General features: G+C 42.6%; 10 protein-coding genes. 7 read left to right on the top strand and 3 right to left on the bottom strand.

Annotated elements, in window-relative coordinates; translation table 11 throughout:
* The first annotated feature begins 10 nt into the window (after window positions 1-10).
* Window positions 11-1,057 (top strand): hypothetical protein, encoded by a 1,047-nt coding sequence (locus L5M71_RS06580; protein ID WP_263207306.1) that lies wholly within the window; start codon window positions 11-13, stop codon window positions 1,055-1,057.
* 383 nt (window positions 1,058-1,440) lie between these two features.
* On the opposite strand, the gene L5M71_RS06575 is transcribed toward L5M71_RS06580, so the two are convergent.
* On the bottom strand, window positions 1,441-2,628 hold the full coding sequence (locus L5M71_RS06575) for an MFS transporter (protein ID WP_028761686.1): 1,188 nt from the start codon (window positions 2,626-2,628) through the stop codon (window positions 1,441-1,443).
* 98 nt (window positions 2,629-2,726) lie between these two features.
* A complete protein-coding gene (locus L5M71_RS06570; protein WP_049821802.1) occupies window positions 2,727-3,416 on the bottom strand; it encodes an SDR family oxidoreductase in 690 nt (229 codons plus the stop codon).
* A gap of 118 nt (window positions 3,417-3,534) precedes the next feature.
* Here L5M71_RS06570 and L5M71_RS06565 point away from each other — a divergent pair, with 118 nt between their 5' ends.
* From L5M71_RS06565 to L5M71_RS06540, 6 genes are all read left to right on the top strand, one after another.
* A complete protein-coding gene (locus tag L5M71_RS06565; protein WP_028761684.1) occupies window positions 3,535-4,458 on the top strand; it encodes a LysR family transcriptional regulator in 924 nt (307 codons plus the stop codon).
* Between the two features lie 299 nt (window positions 4,459-4,757).
* Entirely contained in the window at window positions 4,758-5,210 is a 453-nt protein-coding gene (locus L5M71_RS06560) for a hypothetical protein (RefSeq protein WP_028761683.1), read from the top strand.
* Between the two features lie 759 nt (window positions 5,211-5,969).
* On the top strand, window positions 5,970-6,938 hold the full coding sequence (locus tag L5M71_RS06555) for a retron St85 family effector protein (RefSeq protein WP_263207303.1): 969 nt from the start codon (window positions 5,970-5,972) through the stop codon (window positions 6,936-6,938).
* Entirely contained in the window at window positions 6,935-7,873 is a 939-nt protein-coding gene (locus L5M71_RS06550) for a retron St85 family RNA-directed DNA polymerase (protein ID WP_263207301.1), read from the top strand. The genes L5M71_RS06555 and L5M71_RS06550 overlap by 4 nt, the downstream gene beginning before the upstream one ends.
* 863 nt (window positions 7,874-8,736) lie before the next feature.
* Window positions 8,737-9,549: a glutamate racemase gene (murI, locus tag L5M71_RS06545; RefSeq protein WP_263207299.1), complete on the top strand. Its 813-nt coding sequence runs from the start codon at window positions 8,737-8,739 to the stop codon at window positions 9,547-9,549.
* A 241-nt stretch (window positions 9,550-9,790) separates the two neighbouring features.
* Window positions 9,791-11,845 (top strand): toxin-antitoxin system YwqK family antitoxin, encoded by a 2,055-nt coding sequence (locus L5M71_RS06540; protein WP_263207297.1) that lies wholly within the window; start codon window positions 9,791-9,793, stop codon window positions 11,843-11,845.
* Window positions 11,846-12,048: 203 nt separating this feature from the next.
* Here L5M71_RS06540 and L5M71_RS06535 read toward each other — a convergent pair whose 3' ends face one another.
* A complete protein-coding gene (locus tag L5M71_RS06535) occupies window positions 12,049-13,191 on the bottom strand; it encodes a glucosaminidase domain-containing protein (RefSeq protein WP_263207295.1) in 1,143 nt (380 codons plus the stop codon).
* Window positions 13,192-13,205: the final 14 nt, after the last annotated feature.

Below are 13,205 nucleotides of genomic sequence, written 5' to 3'. Positions count from 1 at the left end.
GAAAATCAGTATGCCCACAAGGATGTTATTCTCCGTTTTATCTTCAAGCCTGTTGCTGACCGCCGCGATCTCTTTGCCGACCTTTGCGGTCAATGAACTCACAGGGATCTGGCAGGGACAGTTAGGTAAAAGCAAGGTCAGAATTTGTTTTAATCAATATGGAACAGGCAGTTATTACTATCAACGCTACTTAACGCCGATAAGACTCGAGCAGCAAGATGAACTGTGGAAAGAAGAAGGCAATACAGGAAATTGGCAGTTTGATAGTGTCACGCCACAAAAACTGAGCGGCCATTGGTTTAAAGATACCGCGAGTAAATCATTACCAGTGCAACTTGAGCGAGAAATCAGCCCAGATAAGGTCGAGGATTGTGGTGCCGATGCTTACAATCTACCGCTAGAAACCACGCCAAAACTCAGCCGAGGTAAATGGCAAAACTACGAAAATATTGAGTATCGCCCGCTGACTTTTGGCACAGATGTGGGTATCGAATTTAAAGGCCCACAAACGGGTATCTTGGCAATTAATCAATGGCTTGAACATAAGCTCACCGATGAAGCCCAACTAGCACAAACCTTTGATACTCGCCGCAGAATGCTGGCACAAATGGGCAGTTTTGTGACTGACGAAACCTTTGCCGAACCGATTTTTATTAATCAGCATTGGCTCAGTGTGCGCCTATATCGCTGGGCGGCAGGTTATGGCGCCAATGGTATCAGCCAAGAATTTGTGAGTTTCTCCCTTACCGACGGCAAACCTTTCCACCCGTGGCAGTGGTTTCTCGCCGATACGCAACCACAAAGTATGCTCGTGGGTATGAGTCATCCTTTACCCCCTGCATTAAGGGACAAATTGTTTGCTGGCAAAGCACCGGACGCAGAATGCCCCACATCAGACGGCTCAGGATATTACCAACTCACCCTTGAGCAAAAGGGGATCAAATTCTGGGAAACGCCCCGCGGCGATGGATGCGAGCAAGAGTTTGTCCTCAGCCCGCAAGAAGCCATGCCCTATGCCACCCAATGGGGAAAAACACAGCTTAAGCTATTAGAATAGTGTACTTAACTGAAAAAATATTAGAGGGAAAGAAAGCTGTCATGGCGATGATGCCTAACTGCCAGTTCGCCATCCCTGACTCTCGTTCGTAACGTTGCTACACAGCACTCACCCTAGCGAAGTTACAGGTATTGATTAGTAGCTTCGCCGGGAGTTGGCATATTTCTGATGCTTAACATGACCAGTTATTAAGTGGAATTTAAAAGTGTGTCTAGTCCGAATATAAATTAAGCAAGATAGACGATAGATGAATCAATCTTGCAGAATCACAAAGGTCAGCTACATTTGAGCCTAAAATACAAAATGCTCAATGAGTTACATTGAGCATTTTAGCTAAAATAAATTGCAGCCAATATCAGAAGTAATCAGACTTTCTACCACATTTAAATACTAGGCACAGCTACAGCATTCGCGGCACGTGTCTCACGTTTGTTTACCATCGAAATAAACACTAAGCCAAGCACAGGGACAATCACTGCTGCATAAGGGATCATGCCTGCACCCATCTGACTATCCAGCACCATCCCCCCTAAAAATCCACCGAACGCATTAGCTAGGTTAAAGGCTGAAATATTAGCGGTTGCTGCCAACTCTTGGCCTTCACCACCGTGATTCATTACCCGTAACTGCATTGCAGGAACATTAGCAAACGAAGCGATACCAAAGACAAAAACGGCAATCACAAACATCACTTTGCTGTCCAGCGCGAAACCAACCAGTAGCAGCGACACTATCATGGCTATCGCCCAAAACATCGACGCTTTCTGCAGGTTTTTATCCGATGAACGCCCACCTAAAGTGTTACCCAATATCAAACCTAAGCCGACGATAACTAAAATCCACGTTACTGCATGTTCACTAAAGCCCGTAATGTGCATCGCAATTGGCGCAATATAACCGTAAACAGTCATAAAACCGGACCAAGCAAATACAGTGATAGCAAGACTAATCAACAACATAGGGTTTTTAAACGCTCGCAGCTGAGCCGAAACATTTTTCGCTTCACCATGGCCGGTCGCATTAATAAACTTGAAGATAGACGCGATTGAGATAACGCCCAATATCGCGACTGTGATAAAGGTGGTTTGCCAACCAAATTGCAGGCCAATCCAAGTGCCACCTGGTACACCCAATACGTTCGCTAAAGTTAAACCCGCAAACATCTGACCCACAGCACGTCCGGCCATTTTTTCAGATACCAAACTGGTCGCCACTACGGCACCTATGCCATAAAATGGGCCTTGAACTAAGCCAGTAATCACTCGGCTAATCATCAGCAAGGTGTAATTGGGGGCAAATGCCGACAGCAAATTACCCAAGATAAACAGCACCATTAAGCTGGTCAGTACGGTTTTTTTATTGAACCGCGCCAAGTAAATCGTGAGGATAGGACCTCCAAACACAATTGCCAATGCATAGGCGCTGATCAAATACCCTGCCTGACCTTCACTAATAGACAAAGACGTGGCAATTTGTGGCAGGATACCAGCAATCACAAACTCTGCGGTGCCAATTGCAAACGCTGCTAGCGTTAGTATCCACACTTGTAACGGCATTTTTTCCTTGTTCATTGTAATCTCGCTTATTTTAAATTTTGTGTAGGGAACATACCGGCGATGTGTTATCAGCTCGGTGCAATCATGGGTAAAAGCACTATTTATTCAGCGCATTAGTTAATCAGCGCGCCACCATCAACATCGATAATGGCGCCAGTCATAAAGCTGTTGTTAATGGCAAGGTAATAGGCCATAGCGATATCACTCGGCTCACCCACTTTTGCCACAGGCAATGTGGTTTTGGCTTGTTCGTACATCGCCGTTTGCGCTGGCATTGACCCGGTTCTTGTTAATCCAGGGCTAACGGCGTTGACTCTAATGGGGGCAAGCTCTTTAGCGAGCACCTTAGTAAAGGCTTCTAAGGCGGCGTTCATTGTGCTTTTAACATAGGTATTAGCGACCACTTTTCGTGACAGCATCCCAGTGGTTAGCGTGATCGAACCACCTTGTTTAATGTAACGAACCGCCTGTTTTGTAGCATTGATTGAACCCCAAAACTTAGTGTCAAAAGCCGCTTTAGCTTGTTGAATATCGACATCAACGACCTTGCCAGCTGGCGCAGAAGAACCCGCGGTGATCACTAAGTGATCGAACGCACCAATGGATTCAAAAAATCGATTTACCGATTGTTCGTCCGCCACATCTACGCCTGTTTGACGACTGGCGACATGGACAATCTGGTTGTCTACCGTTAGCTGCCTAGCAAGCGCAGCCCCTATTCCTGATGTTCCGCCGATGATGACAACCACAGCTTTATCGCTATTGCTCTGATTACTAATCTGATTACTGATATGGCTGCTCATATGACTACTCTCTGTACTGCTGATTGGTTAGTGGAGCCAGTATATTCATTCGACATATTTTGATAATTGATTAATATATGAATTCATTATTCAGCCCAGACAAATAATAGAAGTGAAAATGGATAAATTTTCAGATATGGCGCTGTTTATCAGCATAGTGAAACATCAAGGATTAGCAGCGGCGGGCCGCGAGCTCGGACTTTCTCCAGCAACCGTCACGGCGCGCTTACAAGCACTTGAAGATCGCTACGGGGTTAAGCTGCTCAATCGAAGCACTCGACATCTGTCACTCACAGACTCAGGGGCCCTGTATCACCAAGCATGCTTGGGGATTATCGAAAATGTAAAAGAAACCGAAAATTTGCTGCAGAATGGGGTAAAAGAGGTCAAAGGCACCTTAAAAATTGCTGCGCCAAAAGATATAGGTAAACAATATATACTGCCGATTTTGTCCGCCTTCACCGACCGCTACCCCGATATCGTTCCCTATCTGTATCTCAATGATAATTTGTCTAATATTGCCGAATCGGGCATAGATGTCGTTATTCGCTACGGTGATTTAACTGACAGTAATCTGATTTTAAGGCGGCTCGCACCGAGTCGACGGGTACTGTGCGCATCCCCGGAATACCTTGCGCGTAAAGGCACTCCCGTTAAACCGCAAGACCTCAGCCATCATGATTGCCTCGCTATGCTGCGCAGTAATGAAGAGCTCAAAACTTGGCACTTTCAAGACCAAGAAGGCCGCAACTCAGTCACTGTCACCCCAAAACGGTTTTCTGATGATGGCGAAGTGATCCGTTGCTGGGCATTAGAAGGCGCGGGGATCGCGTTAAAATCACTGCTCGATGTGCAAAATGACATTAATCAGCAACGCTTAGTGACAGTTTTAAATGGCTACATGAAAAACTTTAATAGCTCGACCACAGTCTCAAGTGCCGACCTCAACGTGGTATACATCAGCCGCCAATATCAGCCCAAACGACTGCGATTATTCTTAGATTTTCTGTTCGAACAATTTGAAAAGCAGCTGGAGCATTAATCGCTAAACATGGAGCAAACGGGGGCAACTGCATCAACCAATAGACGCAAAGTATTTTATCGATGTGATCAACTGTATTTTAACGCATCACCTCGCAAGGATTGCGTGTAAACAGCGCATGGCTTATGCCCCGCAATGTAAGCAGCAATAGCAGTAAGGTCATTACGGCTAAACCCGGCATAGAATTAAATGTACTTTTGCCCAATAGAAAATTGCTAAGCACCCTCTACAATTAACCATCAGCTCACACTGCAAACTAGCAATGAGCGATCCACAACTTGATACTAACGAGGGAACTCATGAACACTAAAATCATCATCACAGCAAGCATTGCACTATTAATATCGGCAAATAGCTACGCCATTAACGACGAATATCGCAAGTTACTCGAGCGCTCTGGCTGCACCCAAATGTCAGAAGCCCAAGGCTGCGATATCCACAAAACCAAAGAGGAAAATGCTAAGGCAAGCGCCATGTCCCAAACCGCAGATGACGCTAAGGTAATCATTCCCAATGCCCGACAATGGCTTGCAACCGCCAGCTCAGGCGCGACGGTTGCCAACATTCAAATCGATGATAAAAATCAGGTTTGGGTTAATGGTAAACACGTAAAATCGAGCCATAGTGATGGCGCAATCAAATTCAAACAAGGCATGGTGGAGTTCACCATTTACCCTGATGCAAGCATGAATAAAGACAGCTCGTGGATTGATACTGATGCAGGAACTCAAGGCTCAATTACCGCGAAGTAACATTCAGTAGATGTCTAACAACGATGTGCTGAGCCATCGTTGTTGGGCAAACGCATTAGTGAGATTAAAGATTATCTCTTTGAAGTGATGGTGTTTGAGATTAATGATGAGTTGATTCGAGCCATGTGGAGTTTTGCAACCAACTGATTGGTTTTTTATCATTGTCTTTAAAATAAAAGTCAACGTCGTGGGGCTTCACCCCACACCCGACCGAAAGGGAAAAAACGCCTATTCCCCTTTTGGAAATCCCCCGGCGTCCCTAGCGAAGTTACATGCATTGGGTACTGGCTTCGTGCTTATTCGAAAATAACTAACGCTTCCGATGGGGCGTCCCTTCCCCCCGAAAGTTACGCAGACGTCCTGTCTGCGTCACGCTATTTTCTTCAACGCCCTTCAGCAACTTCGCAGGAAATAGTGAACTTCTGTGCTTTAAAGTTTTGTTTATAAGTTCGTTAAAGAAGACTCTTTCTAACATCATTTGGCATCATATATAAATCTTACTTAATATCTTGTTCTAAAGGGTGAATCTTCCTATAATCAACCTACTCTTTAGCGTTTGGGTCGAATATATTCAACCTTGTCGGGCGTTTCGCTAGACACTAATTTATTGAGTGCATTTAGGGTTGCGTTAGAACTTTTCTGACGATCCTTCGTGCCTCAGGAGCGCCAGAGAAAGTTCTAACGCTAGCCTCCAAGTAAAGAGTAAACCATCAATAGACGGGCATTATGCCCGTCTATTTTTTCAGGGAATAAGCCACAGTGAGTGATAAGTTTGAAAATGCAATTATTGATGTCTTCGAGTCTTTTGACATCAGTAATTTTAAGGTCAACTATCCAGATCATCGAATTTTTGTATGTGGCGGCCCAGTAGATGTAAAAGAAAGTATTCCTCAGAGTTTTAGGCATCGATTAATCGCAAGTTTAGCTTCTTCTCATCCAGATATTGAAGAAGAAATTGTTTTAGCAGAAACCTTTAAAGACTATTTTAGGGAACATGCTTACAGTGATTTACTTATATTTGAAGATGACATTGCTCAGTTAGCCTCCGTTGTTGTTATTTTTTTAGAAAGCCCAGGCTCTCTTGTTGAGCTAGGGATGTTCTGCACTAAACCAAATTTTTATAAAAAACTTCTAATAGTTGCGCCAAGAGAAGAAACAGAGAAAGAGGATTCCTTCATTTACCTTGGACCATTAGAGCACATACGGAAGAAAGAACCATCTTCTGTTGCAATATATCCTTGGCCAGATAATAAAGTACTAGATTATCCTAATATACATATGCAGGACTTATCTGACGCTTTACTAGAGAAGCGAAATACAATCCCTAAAAACCCTGCATTCAATAAGAATAATTCTGGACATGTGGCTTTGTTGCTATTAGAGATTGTTCGCCTTTCATACCCGATTTTATTGACTGAAATTGAACTTACATTGGTTTCACTTGGACTTGATGAAGATAGGAATAAAGTTACTCGCTTACTATACTTGCTCAATAGGTTGGAATACTTAAATACATATGAGTACGGTGTATACAAGTATTATTATCCACTTGACAGGACAAATCCAAGGGTGAAATTTGGCGCAGATAAAAATTCAAATGCATTCGATGAAAAAAAATTAGTAATGAATTTAAAAATATCTTACGTTACTGAAACTAATAGTCCTTCTCGAAAAAGAATAGCTGCAGCAAGTGAAATCCAGAAAAAACTTAGAGGTAATGCAAAGTGAACTTATCGGAATTACTTGCTAGTTTACTATTTATGGATGATGAGGAAATCATTTCTTTTGCAACTAGTTCACCTTATCGCTATAAAGTATATTCAATTGCTAAAAGAAATTCTTCTGACCGTAGGATAATTGCTCATCCATCAAAAGAACTTAAATTCATACAAAGAATAATTGTTCAACAGTTAAGTGTTAGGCTACCTGTTCATAGTGCTGCCAAAGCATATACTAAAGGTTTGAGTATTAAGGATAATGCTAGACCACACGCCAATTCTAAGTACTTACTTAAGATGGATTTGAAAGATTTTTTCCCTAGTATTAAACCTTCATTGTTTTTCAATGAATGTAAAAAAAATGGCATTAAACTTTCAGATCTTGATATGAAAATATTAGAAGGATTCCTATTCTGGAAACGGCGCAGATCAACAAATTTAGTTTTAAGTATTGGAGCACCTAGTTCGCCACTAGTGTCTAATTTTATTCTCTTTAAATTTGATGAGAGCATTAGTAAATACTGTAAAAAATTAGGTATAAACTACACTCGCTATGCTGATGATCTTACTTTTTCGACTAATGAGAAAGATGTACTGTTGAGTTTTCCAGCATATGTAAGGAAAATACTTAATACTCTCTATGACGGCCAACTAAAAATAAACTTAAAAAAGACTTTATTGTCGTCTAAAGCACACAATAGGCATGTAACAGGCGTTACATTAACAAATGATGGAAATCTAAGTGTTGGCAGAAATACAAAACGGAAATTATTAGCTGCTATACACCATTTTGCTCTAAATAAACTTTCTGATGAAGATATACTTAAGCTCAACGGGAATTTAGCACATGCTATATTCATAGACCCAGATTTTTTAAAGCAGATAGAACGAAAATATGGTAAAGAACTTATTTTTAAATTGAAACATTATACTACTGATGATTAGAATTAAAAATCTGATTTGTTTTTTACACCTCAAAAAACTTCATAGATAATGTAACGTCTCAACTAATAGATAAAACTAGCATAAGATTAATGTTTATTCCTTAATGACTTGCTAGTAACACAAAGCTGAAGGAATACGTCATCCCCTCGGAGTTGCCGCAGGGCGAATAGGCAAATTGCGTGAGTTCGGTCATGGATGACCGACTAGCTTTCGCAGGTGCAGGGACGCATCCTTCGGAAGCGATAGCAAAATTGCCTATGAGCACAAGGGGCTTTCAACTCCGTTAGGGGCGTCATGGAGCATCCAAGGAGGATAGGACGAGCAGTCCTCCTTGGTCGGGTGTGGGGTGAAGCCCCACGACTTTGATTTTTATTTTAGAAATACATCAAATCAACTATCAGACATACACAGGAATTAACCAAATTATGCACTATCATGGAAGTGACCGTCCGTGGCATGGTCGCTTATTCACATCCATGTGATCGCGACATTAGTATGTCCTATACAGCAGATGTCACGTTCGAGCATTCAGGGACGGACTTGCTGCGTATCACTGGAATGATAGTGCTTAATGGATATACGGAATTAAAGCTCCACCAATATTTACAAACGCACGAAGGATTAAGTTGGCATCCAAACTAAACTGCGGACAAAACTGAGTATTCATGATCTCACCCTGCGGTAGATTGCATTAACTCACCAAAAGATTTTTTGTTTACGAAAAAGTCTTAACCAAACATATCCTCATTGATCAAAATAGGCTGAAAGAGCAAAATGCGCCTCTTGAAGCTGTATGCCAATTCGACTAACGCTCCTGTGTCTATGGCAAAATTAAATGTGTTGATTATGTGAAGGTAGGTGCAATGGATAGCTCAATATTAGTTTTTGATTCAGGTTCAGGTGGACTAACTGTCGCGGCCGAAATAAAAAAGAGAATCCCCAACATACGGCTGAGTTACGTCTCTGACGCTGGCTTTTTCCCTTACGGAAAAAAGCCGCACGATATACTTAAAAAGCGAATTTTAGACGTTATATCCAAAGCAAGCTCGCTGACTCAACCCGATATCATAGTTATCGCCTGCAATACAGCGAGTACCATTGCGCTAGACTTACTTCGTGCTGAACTCAATATACCTATTGTCGGCGTTGTCCCTGCGATAAAACCTGCCGCTTCGTTATCAAAATCAAAGGTAGTGATGGTACTTGGCACTCACACCACGGTGAACTCAGCTTATGTGAAGATGCTGATCACGAATTTCGCTACAGAATGTAAGGTTTTAGTAGAAGACTCTGAAGTGCTGGTTCTCGCCTCAGAGCAAAAACTTCTCGGCAATGGGTTTGATCCCGACATTGTAACCCAGGAAATTCAGCGTATTTTTAACAAACCCGATGCGTTTAATACCGATGTATTAGTGCTGGCTTGTACTCACTTTCCACTTATCAATGCAGAAATCAAAAATGCCCTTCCCCACCAGGTTACCGTCATTAATTCTGGATTAGCCATTGCTAATCGAACGCACTCATTGTTGAAAATCGAACACCAAACGTGTAGCCCGATACTCGATCCAGAAATAACGTTTTACACCACTGGGAATGTAGATTCAGAACAAGCGAAACAAAGCAAAATTGAAGCACTGCTTCAGTGCCCCATTAAATTTAAGCAGCTGTTATTGTAATATTTTTAGCTCATTTTCTTTTAAAACCCGTTTTCAATAAAATCTAAATGATTACCCTAAAAGACACCCACGAAATAAATGCTACGTACCATCGCTGATTGTTAAATATTGGATCTTAACAGGCCGCTATTGCGGCCTTTTTTGTATCAGCTACTTCCTGAAGTGCTTGTCTTCGCATAAAATTCGGCCCGTTTACTGGTGCGCATGAGGCGCAAGTTATCGGTATAAAAGGTGTAGTTAAATGGAACTTTCGATTCGCAGTTTATTCACTGCAGCGGGCATGGTGTTGTTATCCTCTTTAATGGTTATTCCTGCGGCAAGCGCTGCGGGCAAAGCCGTCCATCCCACTGTCGATTTACCGAATGGCCAATGGCTTAATTTTCACCAAAAAGACAATCAAGTGTGGAGCGAAATGTCCGACGGCGATGCGCCCGGCGTACATCTTGATGATTATGGTGCGGCTGAAATTGTGGCCGTTTTTTACTATGACTTTGATAAGGGTGGCGACAAAGAAGTCGTGGTCATGCTTAAAGATGCTGATGGTCAGCATTTACGGGGTTATGGTTTTGAGGATTCAAAGCTCACTAAGCTGCCACGCCTTCAAGTTGTGCTGGATGAAGTCGCCCCGACGTTATCGTCATTTACCGTCAGCGACACCCGCAAAGTGTTAAACCAAATTCCGCCGCAGCAATATCGCATGACCTATGATGTTGAGGCGATAGAAGATCCCGCCATTAAAGCGATTATCGATGGTTCAACCAAGCTCAAACCAACCTTAATCGGCTATCGCAATGCTAAAGGTTTACCCGCCGATGTGAAAACCGCGGACGAATATAAATTACGTTACCCCCTCACCCGCAAAGATAAAGATGCCCAAGGCCGCGAGCATCAATACAGTTTAGTGACCCACTTTTATCGCAATGATTATCGCGAACAACAGGGCAGTTTTGTGTTGGTGAGCGTTGTCTTTGAAGCCGATGATGTGAACTGGCTAAACAGCGGTGAGAGTGAAATCCCAAAAACGGGCCCAGCTTATGATTATATGAATCTCGGTGGTTCTTGGGCTGGACTTGCGCTTGAAAGTCATTATGCCCAAGGTGTGCTCGATGGCCCCTATATCGCCTACGATAACCGTAATGCCAATATCATGTTGAATGGTCAGTACAAACAAGGCAAAAAAGTCGGTAAATGGATGGAGGCTGACGGCCAAGCAAGCTATTGGGAAGGTGAATATCTTGACGGTAAAAAGCAAGGTAAATGGATTGCACAGTCCATGTTCGATGAGGCAGATAACTACGGTTTTGCCCATTACAATCAAGGAGTACTCGATGGCCCCTATGAAATCTATGAGCCCGAATATGGCGCAGACACAGGGGATAAGCGATTGTCTGAAAAAGGCATTTATCGCAACGGCGTCAAAGACGGTGAATGGCTTGAGAGCAATGGCAATAAAGGTCACTATCAAAACGGCATTAAACAAGGCCCTTGGGTAGATAAAGTCTCGCTTGGCGAATACCGCAACTATGTGGGTAACGGGGCTTACCTTGATGGCAAGCGCACTGGCCCTTGGGTATTTAAAACTGACAAGAAATCACGGATCGAAGTGACTTATCTCAATGGATTACGCGAAGGTGAAGAAAAACTAATCAGCGATGAAAATGTACTCTTTGCCAATAAGCATTATAAGCAGGGCCTGCTCGATGGTCAGAGTATTTGGTACTCAGCACAAGATGTAGTTAGCGGCATTAGACACTATCGCAAAGGTGAATACCATGGCATGCAGGCGATATTGGATCCTAACCATAATCACCGGCTTATGGAGTTAAGTCATTATGAATATGACGAAACCTTGCCCGTCAAGCCCTCTCAGGACGAGTGCATAATGCGAGAAAATCCCTATAGCAATGACTGTAAGGACATACTAAATCCCCCCTTTAGAAATACGCCATCGATTAAGCATGGGAAACAATATTATTATGATAGTAAAGGAAAATTATACAAATTTTCTGATTATCATCATGGCAACCTCATCAAAGAATATGAATTCGATGAAGAGGGGCATGTCCAAAAGCTGCAAAATAATGAACAGGGGCAAGACAGTCAAATCAGCATCCGCTACAAGAAGGATGGCGGTTATTCACTGTCCAATTACAGCGACAATGAGCAACGTGGCTGGACATATGAAATCGATAACAAGGATCGATTACTGTCCCTGAAGTATTACCATGATGGTGACAAAAAGGGGTTTATCATCCGCTATAACACAGATGAAAGTTATGCGATTACAGAAAGGTAAACATTAATATCGAACATCAGGCACTGCTTATCCTTTTATCCTAATGGTTAACTCAAGACCTTGAAGACAATTACCAGCAAAAAGGCAAAGTTTAAAATTGGGATATAGGGTAATGCAGGTGCCCTTGATTAAATTGACCTATATAAGCCTAATTAAAGTGCGCTTTATTCAGGCTAAGTGAAAATGGTTATTTTACCAATCACTTAGTTTGTTCTTGTTAATAGATGTAATGGTGCGTCATCACTTAAATAAATATCATCCACCAGATATAGCTTATTGGTGCGGATCATCTGACGAATCGCCTCAACATAGGCGTGCCCACGCTCCGAATATCGGTCTAACGTCCCTGCGAGTGCAGAGCCTGTCACAGCTTGATTAGCTTGTCTTGATTGAGCACGAAAATCTCGCATCTTCTGATAAGCATTATGGGTATTCAAATTCAACAAATACCCTTCTACTGAAGCAAATGGTGTATCGAATCGTGCTAAACCATAATTGCCTAAACCTTGGCGCTTCTGCCTAGGTTCCATACCATTACCCTTGAAATCCCACTGCCCAAATAATGCATTACCTTCACGGGCAAATCGCGATGTGCCCCAACCGCTTTCTTTTGCTGCTTGAGCTAACACTAACGATGGCGGCAGGATATCCACCCTTTCAAGTAGCATTTGTCTTTGGGCTTCTAACAGCGGTTTATCTTCACTGCTTATTACTTTGTACTTTACCCCTAAGGCTAATAACGCAATATCATCGAGGGGGGCAGACATAATGACCTGTCTTTCTTGTAAAATTTTCTCATTCGCCAATAAGACTAAAGGGGCAATCATTCTAAGAAACACCATTTTCTTTTGCTTCACCGGGAGTTGGCTTGACACTGAACTCCAGCCCTCTCCCACGGCATCAAAGGTCAATCTAGGGACCGATTTATTACCATCACGAAAGCTTTCTGGCGTGTAATTAAGCGAGTCAAACAAGCCCATGAGTTCATCGAGAGAACTGATATTCAGACTCAGTTGTTTAGTCTCTGGATTGTCGAAGGATAACTGCTCAAGCATTTTTGGGGATGAGAAGTGTTCAGCAACCGTTGGATTGGCAACAGCACCTTGATTCGCTTGCACCAAGGAAGTCGTCATCAGTTTTGGCAAACTCTGCATATGATGCTGAGCACTCGGACTGGCAACTAAAGAATTGGAAGCCGTCTGTGACTGAAAACCAAGAGCATCAAATGGCAGCCTATTTGAAATCAGCTTAGTCGCTAGCGTTTCTTGCACATACACCGAAGAGCATAAAACAGACAAAGCAATGAGTGCGAGCATAGCAACGGGAAGCTTAAACTTTATAAACATGGTATCTCTTTAAC

Origin of the sequence: Shewanella sp. SW1 (assembly GCF_025653545.1) — a bacterium.
GTDB classification, from domain to species: Bacteria; Pseudomonadota; Gammaproteobacteria; order Enterobacterales; family Shewanellaceae; genus Shewanella; species Shewanella oncorhynchi.
This window is presented reverse-complemented; position numbering and strand designations above follow the sequence as displayed.

Excerpts from the sequence above, each read along its gene's own strand:
- L5M71_RS06565 (WP_028761684.1), top strand. The coding sequence starts at position 3,535 with ATGGATAAATTTTCAGATATGGCGCTGTTTATCAGCATAGTGAAACAT.
- L5M71_RS06540 (WP_263207297.1), top strand. The coding sequence starts at position 9,791 with ATGGAACTTTCGATTCGCAGTTTATTCACTGCAGCGGGCATGGTGTTG.
- L5M71_RS06580 (WP_263207306.1), top strand. The coding sequence starts at position 11 with ATGCCCACAAGGATGTTATTCTCCGTTTTATCTTCAAGCCTGTTGCTG.
- L5M71_RS06535 (WP_263207295.1), bottom strand. The coding sequence starts at position 13,191 with ATGTTTATAAAGTTTAAGCTTCCCGTTGCTATGCTCGCACTCATTGCT.
- murI (WP_263207299.1), top strand. The coding sequence starts at position 8,737 with ATGGATAGCTCAATATTAGTTTTTGATTCAGGTTCAGGTGGACTAACT.
- L5M71_RS06560 (WP_028761683.1), top strand. The coding sequence starts at position 4,758 with ATGAACACTAAAATCATCATCACAGCAAGCATTGCACTATTAATATCG.
- L5M71_RS06570 (WP_049821802.1), bottom strand. The coding sequence starts at position 3,416 with ATGAGCAGCCATATCAGTAATCAGATTAGTAATCAGAGCAATAGCGAT.
- L5M71_RS06575 (WP_028761686.1), bottom strand. The coding sequence starts at position 2,628 with ATGAACAAGGAAAAAATGCCGTTACAAGTGTGGATACTAACGCTAGCA.